This window comes from Massiliimalia timonensis (assembly GCF_900186585.1).
GTDB classification, from domain to species: domain Bacteria; phylum Bacillota; class Clostridia; order Oscillospirales; family Ruminococcaceae; genus Massiliimalia; species Massiliimalia timonensis.
Map to the genome: position 1 here is coordinate 112,085 of NZ_FYDD01000002.1, position 15,900 is coordinate 127,984.

General features: G+C 47.4%; 14 protein-coding genes. All 14 read left to right on the forward strand.

What is annotated here, in order from left to right; all coding sequences use genetic code 11:
• The first annotated feature begins 2 nt into the window (after positions 1 to 2).
• The 14 genes from CIB36_RS00590 (at position 3) to CIB36_RS00655 (ending at position 15,887) form a co-directional block, all read left to right on the forward strand.
• Positions 3 to 947 (forward strand): ABC transporter permease subunit, encoded by a 945-nt coding sequence (locus tag CIB36_RS00590; protein WP_093987691.1) that lies wholly within the window; start codon positions 3 to 5, stop codon positions 945 to 947.
• 12 nt (positions 948 to 959) lie between these two features.
• Positions 960 to 1,817, forward strand: coding sequence for a carbohydrate ABC transporter permease (locus CIB36_RS00595; protein ID WP_093987692.1), 858 nt, complete (start codon positions 960 to 962; stop codon positions 1,815 to 1,817).
• A 53-nt stretch (positions 1,818 to 1,870) separates the two neighbouring features.
• Entirely contained in the window at positions 1,871 to 3,646 is a 1,776-nt protein-coding gene (locus tag CIB36_RS00600) for an extracellular solute-binding protein (protein ID WP_093987693.1), read from the forward strand.
• Positions 3,647 to 3,707: 61 nt separating this feature from the next.
• Positions 3,708 to 5,255 (forward strand): GH39 family glycosyl hydrolase, encoded by a 1,548-nt coding sequence (locus tag CIB36_RS00605; RefSeq protein ID WP_093987694.1) that lies wholly within the window; start codon positions 3,708 to 3,710, stop codon positions 5,253 to 5,255.
• Between the two features lie 22 nt (positions 5,256 to 5,277).
• Positions 5,278 to 5,697, forward strand: a complete 420-nt coding sequence (locus CIB36_RS00610; protein WP_158662527.1) for an RbsD/FucU domain-containing protein — start codon at positions 5,278 to 5,280, stop codon at positions 5,695 to 5,697.
• Positions 5,698 to 5,709: 12 nt separating this feature from the next.
• Complete coding sequence (locus CIB36_RS00615; RefSeq protein WP_093987696.1) at positions 5,710 to 6,513, forward strand: hydroxypyruvate isomerase family protein; 804 nt, start codon at positions 5,710 to 5,712, stop codon at positions 6,511 to 6,513.
• Positions 6,510 to 7,499 (forward strand): thiamine pyrophosphate-dependent dehydrogenase E1 component subunit alpha, encoded by a 990-nt coding sequence (locus CIB36_RS00620; protein WP_093987697.1) that lies wholly within the window; start codon positions 6,510 to 6,512, stop codon positions 7,497 to 7,499. The genes CIB36_RS00615 and CIB36_RS00620 overlap by 4 nt, the downstream gene beginning before the upstream one ends.
• A gap of 18 nt (positions 7,500 to 7,517) precedes the next feature.
• A complete protein-coding gene (locus CIB36_RS00625; protein ID WP_093987698.1) occupies positions 7,518 to 8,492 on the forward strand; it encodes an alpha-ketoacid dehydrogenase subunit beta in 975 nt (324 codons plus the stop codon).
• A gap of 11 nt (positions 8,493 to 8,503) precedes the next feature.
• Positions 8,504 to 9,772 (forward strand): dihydrolipoamide acetyltransferase family protein, encoded by a 1,269-nt coding sequence (locus tag CIB36_RS00630; protein WP_093987699.1) that lies wholly within the window; start codon positions 8,504 to 8,506, stop codon positions 9,770 to 9,772.
• Between the two features lie 11 nt (positions 9,773 to 9,783).
• A complete protein-coding gene (locus tag CIB36_RS00635; RefSeq protein ID WP_093987700.1) occupies positions 9,784 to 10,812 on the forward strand; it encodes an alcohol dehydrogenase catalytic domain-containing protein in 1,029 nt (342 codons plus the stop codon).
• Between the two features lie 10 nt (positions 10,813 to 10,822).
• Positions 10,823 to 12,172 carry a dihydrolipoyl dehydrogenase gene (gene lpdA, locus CIB36_RS00640; protein ID WP_158662528.1) on the forward strand — a complete coding sequence of 450 codons (1,350 nt, stop codon included), beginning with the start codon at positions 10,823 to 10,825 and terminating at the stop codon, positions 12,170 to 12,172.
• Between the two features lie 25 nt (positions 12,173 to 12,197).
• Entirely contained in the window at positions 12,198 to 12,788 is a 591-nt protein-coding gene (locus CIB36_RS00645; protein WP_093987702.1) for a GDSL-type esterase/lipase family protein, read from the forward strand.
• A complete protein-coding gene (locus CIB36_RS00650) occupies positions 12,785 to 13,771 on the forward strand; it encodes a lipoate--protein ligase (protein WP_093987703.1) in 987 nt (328 codons plus the stop codon). Before CIB36_RS00645 ends, CIB36_RS00650 begins: the two co-directional genes overlap by 4 nt.
• 655 nt (positions 13,772 to 14,426) lie before the next feature.
• Entirely contained in the window at positions 14,427 to 15,887 is a 1,461-nt protein-coding gene (locus tag CIB36_RS00655; RefSeq protein WP_093987704.1) for an aminotransferase class I/II-fold pyridoxal phosphate-dependent enzyme, read from the forward strand.
• Positions 15,888 to 15,900: the final 13 nt, after the last annotated feature.

Here is a 15,900-nt window from a genome sequence, read left to right on the forward strand (position 1 = left end):
AGATGCTGAAGTATGGATCACAACAAAAATTTAATTTTTCCATACTGGGAAAAGCAAAAACACGGCGGAAAATGAAATTGTTTTTATTGGTACTGCCGTTGCTTTGCCTGGTATTTCTGTTCCACTATATCCCGCTTTTAGGCTGGGCATATGCATTTGTGGATTACGTTCCGGGAGTGCCGCTAAAAGAAATGAATTTTGTAGGGCTGAAATATTTTGAATATCTTTTTTCGGATATCAGTGAATTCCCAACAGTGATCCGGAACACCTTGGCGTTAAGCTTGTTAAAAATTGCAACTATGATCGTTCCTGTAATATTTGCGATCATGCTGTCGCAGATGCAAAGTAAAAGATATTCCAAAATCATTCAAACCGCTTCTTCCATTCCAAATTTTATTTCGTGGGTCTTGATCTATGCAATTTTTTTCATCTTCTTTTCTTCGGAAAGTGGACTGATGAATAAAATGCTGGAAGTATTAGGATTTGGAGAATCCGTAAATCTGTTAGGAAATGAGAATATCGCATGGGGTGTTCAAACAGCGATCACGATTTGGAAACAGACCGGTTGGGATGCCATTATTTACATAGCGGCGATCGCCGGGATAGATCCGGCTCTCTATGACGCCGCTGCCGTTGATGGCGCCGGACGATTTAAAAAGATCCTCCATGTTACGATTCCGGGGATCACGCCGACCTTTTTCGTTCTCTTTTTAATGGCCGTCGCCAATATTCTGAGTAATGGATTTGAACAGTATTATGTGTTCCAAAATCCAATGGTAGTAGACCGGCTAGAGGTTTTTGACACCTATATTTACCGGATGGGGATTGTGAATTCACAGTATTCCTACGCAACAGCAATGGGGATGTTTAAATCTATTATCAGCATTGTACTGCTGACGGTTGCAAATGGAACTTCCAAAAAAATTCGGGGAGAAAGTATTTTTTAAGGGGGGATAACTATGAAAATTGCTCCAAAAGACCGGGCCGTGAATATTGTAATCGGAGCGATTTTGTTCTTGTTTGCATTGATCTGCATCTATCCGTTGTACTTTGTCGCAATCAACAGCTTCAGTTCACCGGATGAAGTAACTAAGGGGGTATATTTTTTGCCAAGGGGGATCACCCTTGAAAATTTCGATTATGTTTTTGAAACCCCGCTGATCTTTACCGGTGTAATTGTTTCAGTTTCTCGAACTGTGATCGGGACGCTTTTAAACGTTTTATTCTGTGGTTTTTTAGGCTATATGGTAACGGTGAAAGATCTGCCGTTTCGAAAATGGATCTACAGAATGGTAGTTGCGACCATGTACTTTACCAGTGGGTTGATCCCATGGTACATGCTGATGGTAAAAATCAATTTTAAAAACAGTTTTCTGTTATATGTGCTTCCAGGAGCGATTTCGGCTTTCTATGTAGTTTTGATCAAGACATATGTGGAATCCCTGCCGGCTTCTTTAGAAGAATCAGCGTCATTGGACGGGGCTGGGACTCTAACTATCTTCTTTAAAATTATCCTTCCGGTTTGCAAGCCGGTGCTGGCCTGCGTTGCGGTATTTGGTGCAGTTTGGCAGTGGAACTCATGGTCTGACAATATGTTTCTTGTGACAGATGCAAAATTACAGACGCTGCAGTATTTGCTGTATCGGATGATGCAATCAGCAAGTATGTCAGACGCAATTACAGGGCAAACTTCTATACAGCCGATGGCGATCCGGCTAACGATGACTTTCATTACGATTCTTCCCATTTTGTTAGTTTATCCGTTTATGCAGAGATTTTTTGTTAAAGGGATCATGCTTGGATCGGTCAAGGGATAGCCGATTTGGGCTTTGATAGTTCGCACAAACAGTCTATTTAAGGAGGTACCCAAATGAAAAGAACAAAGTTATTGTCAAAAACAGCTTTACTGATGGCTATGATATTGGCCTGTACAAGCTGCGGCAATACACCGAATGACGAAGACAACTCTGGCTCTGGTTCCGGAGACGGAAAAACTGTTACGCTCAAGGTGATGTCTGCTTCTACTAATCCGAACGGCACGGGGCCAATGGACAACGAAGTGGCAAAAATTATTGAACAAGATGTTGGCATTGTCATGGACCTGATCCCGACCACAGAGCAGGATTGTCAGCAGCAGTTGCCGGCTTTGATTGCGAGTAATGATTTGCCGGATGTTTTCTTTATCCCGGAAACAGACACGATGAAGTATATCGACATGATGCATCAGGGCGGCCAGATTCTGGCATTAGATGATTATCTGGAGGAATACGCCCCGAATATGATGTCCGATCCGCTGGCCCAGGCAAGTATCGAACTGAAAAAATCCACCTTAAGCCCGGATGGCAAGCTTTATGCCATCGGTATGCAGCGGGGGACCTATGACAGCGGGCTGCAGCCTGTTGTTGGGCAGTTTATCCGCTGGGACTTATACAAAGAATTGGGATATCCGGAGCTGAAAGATTATGACACTGACCTGCTGGAAGTCTTGGCGCAGATGCAGGAATTGGAAAATGAAAATAATGAAGGGGAAAAGGTTTATGCTGTCGGCGGCTGGTTTGGAGATGCTCAGGGCTGGGGCGACTGGCATATCACTTACAATTTAGCCTATGCAGAAGGCTATACCTGCCTGACTCCGGGCGACCGGATCCTTTATTCTGATATTGCGACCAATGAAGTGGTGGAAACAAACGCACAGACAGATAAAGACAGCTTGTTCTGGAGAGCTGTAAAATGGTATAACAAAGCTTATCAGATGGGGATCTTAGACCCAGATTCCTTTACCCAGAAACAAGACCAATATGAAGATAAAGTGAAGACCGGAAGATATTTATATATCAATCCGGGCTGGGAAATCCAAAGCGTACATGATTACTTTGACAGTACAGGGCAAACCGATAAGGGCTTTACCTGTCTGCCGCCAATGACAGATGATACCGATAAGTTTACCTTATACCGGTATTATATTGCAGGACAGTTCAACTATGGTGTTTCTGCAAACTGCAAATATCCGGAAAAAGCAGTTTCTCTGTTAGATTGGTTCTCTTCTTATGACAATGCCCGCATTTGCTATGACGGCCCGGAAGGGAATCATTGGGAAACAGTTGACGGCGTTCCGACCCCAAAAGAAGAGTACTTGGATATCGACCGAGCTGACCCAGAGATCCAGAAAACAGAAGGCCTTAATATCATGGATAAACTGATCGGATACGGTTACGGAACGATCGATCCGAAAACAGGAACTGCGATCGACCTGTATTCCTCTTCTACACAGGCGATCGAGAAAAAGATGCGTACCGTTCATAAAGATATGCTGAGCCACTATGGATATGATACCATGCCGGAAATGTATGAGGCCCTCTCGCCGGGAGGTACCATTGACATGACAGTATACAATTTGGGAAGCTTGCCGGAAGAGCTGCAAACATTAGACGCCAGCCTGCAAAGCTACCAATTTAAAAATCTGTTTAAATGCATTATGGCAAAAGACGATGCGGAATTTGAAAAATTGCAGGACGAATACATTGATGGCCTGGATGCATTCAAAATTGATGAGATCTACGAGTATTGGCTTGGCGTTGCAAAACAGCAGCAGGAAGAATTAAAGCCTGTGATCAGTCAGGCGGCAGAAGCTTTGGGAATCGAATAGCAATCATTTGGGTTCGGCCGATACATGGTATCGGCCGAATTCATAAAGATAGGAGGCGGCCATGGAACAAATACGTCATATTGAGATCGATGCAAAAAAGAGTATCGGAAAAGTACCGGAGAGCCCTTTATTCTGTGTTAGTGCGGCTAGGGCAAATTTGCTGCTTCGGAGCGACCATCAACAGCATCTGAAACGTGCTGTTCAGGAATGTGGGTTTCAGTATCTTCGCTTTCACGGGATCTTTCAAGATGATATGGGGGCGTACCGGGAAGATGCCTTTGGAGCCCCTGTCTACAGCTGGCAGTATGTCGATCAGGTATACGACTTTTTGCTGGGTATTGGAATCCGTCCCTTTGTGGTATTTGATTTTATGCCCAGCGCCTTGGCAAGCGGGGAAACAACGGTATATTGGGAAAAGGCCAATGTGACGCTTCCAAATTCCTATGAAAAATGGCAAAACCTGATCACAGCTGCAACAGAGCATTTTACCCTGCGTTATGGACGAGAAGAGATAAAAAAATGGTATTTTGAGGTCTGGAACGAACCGGATAACGCCCCATTTTTCAGCGGGACGTTTGAAGACTACTGTAAGCTATACGATGTAACTGCCCGTGCTGTGAAAGCAGTATGTGAAGATTACCGCGTGGGCGGACCGGCAATTTCCGGGAACGTGGAATGGGTCAGCGGGCTGATTCAGTACTGTTCCCAAAATACTGTTCCATTAGATTTTATCTCCGCTCACAGTTACTCCACAAAAGGATTTTGCGAGGATGGAACACATCTACCGGCCCTTCCGGGGATCCCGGCCTGGGAACCGGGACCGTCTTGGGAGTTGGGGAACCAATGTTATGATCCGGAAGGGGTGCTGCCGGCAGTGCTTGCAGTCCGAAAAGCCATTTCAGAATCTGCCATGCCCCATTTGGAGCTGCATTATACGGAATGGGGGCTAACTTGGGATTACTGGGATTCGCTTCGGGACAGTTATCATGCGGCCTCGTACATATTATCGCGGATCAATGCCGTATCGGAACTGGTGGATTCGCTTTCTTACTGTGAAATATCGGATGTATTTGAAGAAGACGGGCCGCCTTCCGATTCCTTCCACGGCGGGTTTGGACTGCTTAATTTGCAGGGGATCCGAAAACCGGCCTATTTTGCCTATTGGTTTTTATCTCAGCTGGGAACGGAAAGGATTTTTTGCACGGACTCCAACTGCATCGCCGCGAAGAAAGGCAACGCATATCAGGTTTTGGTGTGGAACGACGCTGCCCATCAGGACCAAGAAAACAAACGATACTATGACCACGAGGTTGCGCCGTGCACAGCCGGCAGGCTGCAGGTGGCGGTATCCGGATTGGCACCGGGCAATTATCTGATGAAGGGATACAGCACAGGGTATCAAAAAAACGACGCTTATACGATGTATCTGCGGATGAAGAAGCAGGAGAGCCTAAGCAAAGAGCAGGTGGAACTGCTGGACAGCGTCAGTTCGGGGCAGCCGTTTCAAATCAGCTTCTTCTCCTGTGATGAAGAGGGCGGAGCAACGGTGGTTTTAGATACGCTTGAACGGGAAAACGATGTATATCTGCTGTCGATTATTCCCTATTGATTTTAGAAAGGATGAGAAAGCAATGACATTTACAGATTGTATTCACCCGGATTTATTAAAGGCCTTGGCAACTGCGGGACACGGTTCCAATATTTTGATCGCAGATGGGAATTTCCCGGCAGATATCGGCGTGCCGGAACGGACGGAAAAGGTATTTTTAAATTACGCGCCGGATAAGCCGCGGGTCACGGAGATACTGGAAACTGTTTCGCGGCTGGTAAATATCGAATCGGCTATTGTTGCGGTACGGGATGATATGAACGATACCTCTATTATGAAAGAATTTCAGGAATATTTGCCGGAGGGCGTGACCATTCAGAAGCAGAAACGCTGGGATTTCAGAGCCTCCTGCATGGCGCCGGAAACCGGGCTGTTGATACAAACCGGGGATCTGCGGCTATACGGCTGTATTTTGTTAACGGTAGGCATCCGCACAGAGTAGAAGGAGAAAGATATGAAATTTTCCTGTTGTATTGAACTATTATTTACCGAGTATCCGTTTGTGGAACGGATCTACCATGCAAAGGAATGCGGGTTTGACGCGATTGAATTTTGGAATTGGACGGATAAAGACTGTGCAAAAATATCGCGGGCCTTGGAGGATACCGGGATGGAAGTCGGTATTTTTCAAGGGAATATCCACGGCAGAATGGTAGACGCCAGAGATCAGCAGCTTTATTTGCAGGGCGTACAGGAATCAGTAAAAACAGCGAAACAATTAGGCTGCAAAAACTTATTTTTAATGTCTGACATCATGCGCGAGGACAGATCCGTGCTGGAAATGGATCCGCCGATCACAGACGAAGAGAAATTGGAACAAACCAAACGGGTTTTGACGGAGCTAAAAGAGGTGTCTGACAGGGAAAATATCAATTTCCTGATCGAGCCTTTGAATATCAAGGTGGATCATCCGGGATATTCCCTGTGCCACAGCAAGCCGGCGTTTGATCTGGTCAGAGAGATTGGCCATCCCGGTATCCGCGTGCTTTATGACGCGTACCATATGCAGATCATGGAGGGGAATATCATACAAACGATCCGCGATCACGTCCAGGAGATCGGGTATTTCCATGTTGCGGATGTGCCCGGCAGGATGGAACCGGGAACAGGTGAGATGAATTTTAAGAACATTATCAGGGCGCTTGGAGAGGCTGGCTATGATAAAATTGTAGGGTTTGAGTTCTCCTCGTCCCAAAAAGACAGCAAAAAAATACTACAGACCGTATTGGATCAAATAAAAAGGGGTGACGATATATGAATCAACAGCAAAAACTTCACCTGTACCGGGAAATGCTGAAGATCCGGAAATTTGAGGAAATGGTGAAAGATCTGTTTGCAAAAACCGAAATTTTGGGTTCGGTACATTTATATATTGGGGAAGAAGCCGTTGCAGTAGGCGCCTGCGCAGCCATCCGGCCGGATGACTATTTGACTTCTACCCATCGGGGCCATGGACACGTTTTGGCCAAAGGCGCAGACGCAGGAAGAATGTTTGCGGAACTGCTGGGCCGGGAAACCGGATATAACAAGGCTAGAGGCGGCTCCATGCATTTAGCGGCCCCGGAACTTGGCATACTGGGGGCAAACGGGATCGTCGGCGGGGGCTTGCCGTTGGCAGTCGGCGCCGCCATGAGCGCACAGAAATTGAAAAATGGCAGAGTAACGCTCTGCTTTTTTGGGGACGGTGCCTCTAATGAAGGAACGTTCCATGAAGCGTTAAACATTGCGGCTTCTTATAATCTGCCAGTGGTATTTATTTGTGAAAACAATCTGTATGCCGGCGGGGTGAAACAGCATTATGACGGGGTTTTCCGCAATAAAAATATGGATTACCCAAGAAAGGTGAAATTTGTCGCGGAGCGGGCAAAGGCCTATGATATTCCGGGTATTACCATTGACGGTAACCGTGTGGAAGATGTTATAAAAACAGTGGGCGAGGCTGTGGAGCGTGCCAGAGAAGGCAAAGGCGCGACCCTGATAGAGTGCCTGACTTACCGTTGGCGCACGCATTTTGAAGTGGAACCGGATACCTACCGTGATCCAGCAGAGGTGGAAGAGTGGAAAAAACGTTGCCCGATCGTGCTGTATGGACAGCAATTGATAGAAGAAGGGGTGGCTTCCAGACAACAACTAGATGAAATAGAGCAGGACGTGATTCGTGAAATGGATGCCGCTCTGGAATTTGCAAGGAATAGTCCGGAACCAGATGTTTCCACCGCTTTGGCTGACGTCTTTGCTGAATAGAGGAAAGGAGGAACGATGATGAGCAGAAAAACAATGTCCGCTGCGATCGCGATGGCGCAGCGTGAAGAGATGCTGCGCGACGAAAGCGTATATATTATGGGATTGGATGTAGGTCCCTACGGAGGTGCCTTTGGCTGTACCCGGGGACTGTGGCAGGAATTTGGCCGGGAACGCGTCATGGATATGCCGATTTCCGAAGCGGGATATGTGGGGGCGGCGGTAGGTTCAGCAATGACCAACATGCGCCCGATTGCAGAATTACAGTTTACTGATTGGATCACGATCGCTTCCGATATGCTGGTGAACCAGGCGGCGAATATGCGGTATACTTTCGGCGGTTCGCTGAGCGTACCTATGGTATTGCGTGCCCCGGTAGGAGGATATATGGCGGCCGCTTCCCAGCATTCGCATATGTTTGAATCGTGGTTTTCCTTTATCCCTGGTTTAAAGGTTGTTTTGCCGTCTAACCCGGCAGATGCGAAAGGCCTTTTGAAATCCGCGATCCGGGATAACAATCCGGTCTTGTTTTTTGAACATAAAATGCTTTATGATATTCCCGGCGAGGTGCCTGACGATCCTGAATTTTTAGTCCCGTTGGGCAAAGCAAATGTGGTGCGTGAGGGGAGCGACGTAACGATTGCCACTTACGCTTATATGGTAGACATGGCGAAACAGGCGGCTGAAATATTGGAAAAAGACGGGATCCATGCGGAGATTATCGACCTTCGCACGATCAAGCCAATGGATACGGATACTGTGATTACTTCCGTGAAGAAAACGAACAGATTGTGCTGCTTGCAGGAAACATGGCTGACCTGTTCTGTTGCTTCCCAGATCTCGGCCGTTGTGGCGGAAGAAGCGCTGGAATATTTGGATGCGCCTATTTTGAGAATTGGCGCTTTGGATGCTCCGAATCCTTTCAGCGCTAAATTGGAACGGTATATTCTGCCTTCAGTGGAACGCATTGTACGGGAAATCCGTGAAATGTTTTAGGAGGGAGCAATATGGCAGTAATAGAACGTATGCCGAAAAGCGGATATACAATGCGGGAAGGCTTTGTGAGCAAAATTTTGGTACAGATTGGTGAGAGCGTGCAAAAGGGGACCCCGCTTTTGGAATATGAAACGGATAAACTGACCGGTACGGTAGAGGCGAGCGGTGCTGGGACCGTATTGCAGATTTTGGCGCGCGAAGAGGAGAGCTATCCGGTTTTGTCCCCATTGGTGGTGATCGGGGAGCCGGGCGAAGAAATTCCGGCCGAACAGGCAGGGGACGCACAGCCAAAACCGGTCGATGAAAAAGCTGTGCCGGAAACAGAAAAACCGAAGAAAGCGGAACGAGCTTTTGCGACCCCGCGCGCCCGTAAAATTGCAAAGGATCAGGGAATTGACCTGATGGCGGTAACGGGTACCGGGCCAAAAGGCCGGATCCAAGCAAAAGATGTGTTGTCCTTTGCCGAAGCACGGCCCAAGGCGACGCATTTGGCACAAAAACTGGCGGCGCAGGGAGAAATTACGCTTGACCAGATGACAGGTACCGGGCCGCGTGGAAGAATTGGCAAAGAAGATGTCCAGCACGCGCAAACTACTGTGGAGATGGCCGCCCGCACCGAAAGGCTGTCCTCCATGCGCGGTACGATTGCCACGCGCCTGACGCAGAGCAAGCAAAATATTCCGCACGCCTACTATACTTATGACATTGACATGGGGGCACTGGCAGAGATAAAGTGCAAACTTTCTAAGGAAGGTTTGAAACTTACTTATAACGATCTGTTGTTGTTTGGCGTATCCCGTGTGTTACAATCAAATCCGCTTTTCACCGCGCGGATCGAGGAAGGGCAGATCATTTATCCCGACGGGGTGAATTTGGGGATGGCGGTTTCTGTAAACGGCGGATTGGTAGTTCCGGTGATCTGCTGTACGGAAAAGCCGTCTTTGACAGCGCTTGCCGAGCGAGCGGCAGAATTGGCGAAGCAGGCAAAAGAGGGAAAACTGCCTGCGGATAAGATGTCGGGGGGAAGCTTTACGGTAAGCAACCTTGGAAAATACGGCGTCCGTCAGTTTTCCGCGATCATCAACCCGCCGGAATCGGGGATTCTGGCAGTTGGCGCGGTGGAAGACCGTGTTTGTGCCGTTGACGGGGAGATGAAAATAAAGAAAATGGCAACGGTCACCTTGTCTGCGGATCATCGGCTGATAGACGGCGCCGAAGCAGCAGCTTTTTTACAGCAGCTTGATCGTTTCTGTCGGGAGCCGTGGCGGATGATATTATAGGAGGCGATGCAATGGAACAGAAAATGAGGGCCGCTGTATTTCAGGGAGATGGGAAACTGGAGATCTGTATGGTCGACATCCCTAAACTCAGGAAGCCGGATGATGTATTAGTGCAGGTAGAGGCCTGTTCTATTTGCGGGACAGACGTTCATATTTTAAATGTTCCCCCCGGTTATCATGCAAAGCCCGGGACGATCCTGGGGCATGAATTGGTGGGAAAGGTGGTTGCTGTAGGTGAAGCGGTAACCCAGATAAAAATAGGGGATCGTGTTGTTTGCAATCCCAACGAATACTGCGGCGTGTGCAACTATTGCAGAAGAAACCTCCCCAATTTATGTGAGCATATCATCCCGCTTGGAATCGAAGAGGACGGGGGCTTTGCGGAATATGTCAGGCTTTCCGAATGCTGTACGTACCGCGTCGCTGATGACCTTCCGGCAGAGATCGCAATGTTTGCGGAACCGCTTGCCTGTATGATGAACGGCGTGAAGAAGCTGTGCGTACAGCCGGGAGAAAGCGTTTTGGTTTTGGGAGCGGGACCGATCGGCCTGATGATGGTACAGCTGATGAAGGCTTCTGGCGCTTCCCCGGTTATTGTCAGCGAAACAAGTACCATTCGAAGGGGAATCGCGCTGGAATCAGGAGCGGATATCGTTGTAGATCCCCAAAATGAAAGCCTGAAAGAGATTGTCGCTGAAAATACACAGCTCGGACCGGATCATGTTTTAGACATGACCGGCGGATTGTTCGGCCAAGCTGTGGAATTGGTTCGCAAAGGCGGGCAGATCCTTTTGTTTGGAGTGAATGCTTCTGCTGCAACTGAGATCGCTCAGAGCAGGATTACACAGAAAGAGATCACAGTTTTGGGGACTTGGCTTGCAAATGCAAGTTTTCCGGCGGCGATCAGTATTTTGGAAAGCAACTTGCTTCCCTTGGAACGACTGGTGACGCATCGCTGCTCTTTGGAAGAGTTAGAAGAGATGATCCTGTTGCTGCGCCAGGGAAAAGCGGTTAAAATTTTGGTGGATCCAATAAAGTGAGGAGATTTTTGTGAAATATGATGTGGCGGTGATCGGAGGAGGACCGGGCGGTTATGTGGCTGCTATCCGCGCCGGAAAACTGGGATTAAAAACCGTTTTATTTGAGAAAGACCAGCTGGGAGGAACCTGTTTGAACAGGGGCTGTATTCCCACGAAAGCATTATTAAAATCAGCGCATCTTTACTGGGAAGCAGGGCATGCGAAAGAATACGGAATCCATGCCGCTATGGAGCCGTTTGATTTTTCTCAGGCAATGCACCGCAAGGATGAAATCGTATCCCAGTTAAGAATCGGGGTGAAAGGGCTGCTTCGGAACAGCGGGGTCGAGGTGGTGCACAGGGAGGCAAAACTGATCGACGCGCACCGGATCGAGGCGGACGGTACGATTTGGGAAACGGAAAACGTCATATTGGCTTCCGGCTCCAAAGCGGTTCTGCCCAAAGGTATTTCAGACACAGCAATGACAAGCGATGATTTTTGGAGTCTTGCAGAGCTGCCGAATTCTGTTGTCATTGTAGGCGGCGGGGTTATTGGAGTGGAGTTTGCCGAAATGCTTTCCGGGGCTGGCTGCAAGGTGACCATTTTGGAGCTTGCGGAACGTCTGGTGGCGGCGGCCGATCCGGATATTTCCGAAATCCTTTTTGATTTGCTGGAGAAGAAAGGCGTTGAAATCCATTTACAGGCCCGTGTAACAGATTGCTTGCCCGGAGAGGTCCGCTTTGAAACAAAAGAGGGAGCGTCCTCCCTGAAATGTGATTCCGTACTTGTTTCTGTTGGCCGCGCGCCGTACTTATCCACAGAAAGCCTTGAAAAGCTGGGGATCCGTTGCGATCGTGGGAAAATTCGGGTCAATGAACGGATGGAGACCAGTTTGCCGCATGTTTATGCGATCGGGGATCTGGTAGCCGGCCCTATGCTGGCTCATAAGGCAAGTGCGGAAGGGCTTGCAGCAGTACAGTCGATTGCGGGCGGGAACCAGATGATGCGGTACGACCGCATCCCTCAGTGTATTTATACCCAGCCGGAGGCGGCCTGGGTTGGGATGTCAGCCCAGGAAGCAGAACAATGCGAACAGGCCGACATCTTTACCTATCCGATCGGCCACAACGGGAAATCCATGGCTGACGGAGAAAAAACGGGCTTTATACGACTGATTTCAAACCGGGATACAGGAGAGATTCTGGGGGCGCAGTTGGTATGCTCCCATGCATCTGATATGATCGGGGAGATTTTAGCGGCGATGCAGGCGGAAGCATGTATTGAAGACTTGGCGGATCTGATCAGCCCGCACCCTACCCTTTGCGAAGGTATTATGGAAGCGGCCGCTGGGATTTGCGGCAGAGGGATTCATACGATTTGATCTCAAATCGCAGCAAGGAGGAAAAATGAAACTTCTCGCATTAGGGGATAGCCTGACAGCTGGATATGGGGTATTAAAAAGAACGGCTTGGACGTCGCAGGCAGCGCAGGCTCTGGGCGCCGCAGTCTTTAACCGGGGAATCTGCGGCGATACAACCGCCGGGATGCTGGCGCGTCTTTATCGGGAAATTTCCGAAACACAGCCGGAATATGTATTGATTTGGGGCGGCAGCAATGATATTTTTTTATGTCATGATTGTTCTTGTGCCAAAGGAAATATCGCTGCAATGGTGCAGCAATCTGTGTTTTACGGTGTAAAACCGATTCTTATCACACCGCTTCCGGTAGAACGGTACAGTATGAAGACCCAGTGGGAAAAATTGATTGATCTTCAGAAAGCGGAAGAGTTAATTGCCCAATATGTAACATGGATTTTTGATTATAGCGAAAGCTTTCAAATTCCTGTAATTGATTGCTTTCATACCTTTTCTACCAAAATAAAGGATCAAGATGTTTCCGGCCTGTATTTGGATGGGATCCATCCTAACGATCAAGGGCATCAAATAATTGCAGAACAGATCTGCAATTTCTTTTATAGTATGGGGTCAGAAAAATGATATATTTGGAATCGAAAATAGTAGATCCGTATTGGAACCTTGCATTGGAGCAATATTTATTTGAAACGGTAGGCCAAACAGCCGATTGTTTTATGCTCTGGCAGAATAAGGGCTCCATCATTATAGGAAGACATCAAAACACCATGGAAGAGATCAACCGCGCCTTTGTGGAAGCAAACAACATTCCTGTTGTGCGGCGCTTGTCTGGAGGAGGGGCGGTTTATCATGATTTGGGAAATCTAAACTTTACCTTTATTACCAGTCAAAATCAAGACAGTCAACTTCACATGCAGTCGTTTTGTACGCCGGTGATTCAAACCTTGAACCAATTAGGGGTTTCTGCGGAAATTTCAGGCAGAAATGACCTGACGATTCAGTCCAGAAAATTTTCAGGGAATTCTCAATATGTAAAAGGTGGCCGACTGCTGCATCATGGAACGCTGATGTTTTCTTCAGAACTGGAAGTTTTGGAAAAGGCTTTGCGGGTCCAAAAAGATAAAATGATTTCTAAGGGAATCAAATCTGTGCGTGACCGTGTCACGAATATTCGGGACCATCTGCCCAATCCCGTTTCGCTCCTTGAATTTAAAGAACTGCTAAAGCAAAATATCTTGTCTTCTGTGAAAGTTTCCCCATATATTTTATCAGACTATGATTTTTCTGAGATCCAGCGGATCGCGGATGAACGGTATCATACCTGGGCGTGGAATTATGGAGAATCCCCTTCCTGTACGATCAGCAGAAAAAAGTATTTTCAGGGCTGTGGTTTTGTGGAGGTGCGGATCGCTATTCAACATGGCTGCATTTCTGATCTGAAATTTTACGGTGATTTTCTTGGGGAAGCTCCTCCGGAAGAACTGGCGGAAGAATTTTTAGGAATTCCGTTCCCTTCTCAAAATTTCAAGCAGAAGCTCAGAAGCTTCCCGGTGCAAAATTATTTTTACCATATAAACCATGAGGAATTATTACAATTATTTGATTGATTGAAGTCCGGTTATCATTTGAGCAAGAAAGTTCAAATGATAACCGTTTTTTCATTGAAAAGAGGTTGAAATTCAGCATTCAAAAATGAGGCATCCAAAATTAGAAAAAGTAGCAACTGCGGACATAGGAGATCGTATGCCATAGTTTAGGGGATATCAGTTCTTTTTCTAATTATTTATGGAACTTACCGGACAATAAAAATGCTGATGGATTTACACTTGACAAAATCTCCGGATTGCGTTAAACTTTAAGTAATTTTGAAAGGGTAATTATTAGAGTCTTTTCAAAGCAATAATCTTGGACCACTCCAGTTGGAGTTAAGGCCATACGGACAGCCGGGTCCACTGCCGATTGGCGGCCTTTGTGTTGCCTTATTGATTGAGTTTGAAGCTCAAATTTTATAAGTTGGTTACTTCATAACCGAAATGTGCTTATGTGCACAGACTTGTGAAACGGTCAATAAGAGTAGTAAAAGTAATATTGCTATATAGACTCTGATCATTCCGTCCTGCCTGATTTTTATTTCACATGTCCGTTTTCGCCACTAACGGGGAAAACAGGAAGAAATAACTTTTTCAGATGAACGCAAGCTGTGTTTTTAGGCATAGCTTGCGTTTTTTCTTTTTCAGTAATTGACGGGAGGATGAATTAAAATTGAAAACAGGCAACTTTCAGCTGGACCAAAGCTATGCGCCGATTTATGAGGCCTTGGAAACTTTCCGAAAAATGCGGGTCGTCCCTTTTGACGTACCGGGTCATAAACGTGGCCGGGGAAATCCGGAGCTTACTGCTTTTTTGGGGCAGCAATGCGTTGGGGTAGATGTCAACAGCATGAAACCGTTAGATAACCTTTGCCATCCTGTTTCGGTGATCCAGAAAGCAGAAAAACTGGCCGCAGACGCTTTTGGCGCGGCCCATGCGTTTTTAATGGTGGGCGGTACTACCAGCTCTGTGCAAAGCATGGTGTTGACCGCATGTAAACGAGGGGAAGAGATCATCCTGCCCCGCAATGTCCATAAAAGTGTGATCAATGCGTTGGTACTGTGCGGTGCAATACCGGTATATGTAAACCCTGAGGTGGACCAGCGCCTTGGGATCTCTTTGGGGATGCAACGGGAACAGGTGGCCAAAGCGATTGCAGAGCACCCCAACGCGGTGGCAGTTCTGGTGAATAATCCCACTTATTACGGTATTTGCAGTGATCTTCGGGCAATTGTAAAAATGGCGCATGATGCTGGTATGCGTTGCTTAGTTGATGAGGCCCATGGCACCCACTTCTATTTTGGAAACGGCCTGCCTGTATCCGCTATGGCGGCGGGAGCTGATATGGCTGCCGTATCTATGCACAAAAGCGGCGGAAGCCTTACGCAATCCAGCTTGCTGTTGGTTGGCCCGAATATCCATGCTGGTTATGTGCGGCAGATCATCAACCTGACTCAAACTACTTCCGGAAGCTATCTTTTGATGTCCAGTCTGGATATCAGCCGCCGCAATTTGGCGCTGCGGGGACGTAACGTATTCCATCAAGTGGCAGATATGGCCGAATATGCCCGGCAGGAGATCAATGCCGTGGGGGGTTATTACGCCTTTGGGAGAGAACTGATGAATGGAAATTCAGTTTTTGATTTTGATACTACAAAATTAAGCGTCCATACCTTAGACATAGGATTAGCGGGGATCGAAGTTTATGATATCCTGCGGGATGAGTATGATATCCAAATCGAATTCGGTGACATTGGAAATATTTTGGCTTACCTGTCAATGGGCGACCGCGCTCAGGAACTGGAACGTTTAGTCAGCGCATTGGCCGAGATCCGCCGCCGCTATCAAAAAGATGGATCGGGGCTGTTAAGCCAGGAATATATTGAGCCGGAAGTAGTGACCAGCCCGCAGGAAGCATTCTATGCGGAAAAGATCAGCCTGCCGCTGGAACAAAGCGAAGGCCGCGTTTGCAGTGAGTTTGTGATGTGCTATCCCCCCGGCATCCCGATATTGGCTCCGGGAGAACGTATCACAGCAGAAATTTTAGAACATATCCAGTATGCAAAAGAAAAAGGATGCAGCATGACAGGGCCGGAAGACCCGGAAATAAAGCAACTTAACGTGCTGGTATGAAAGGCGGTAATAG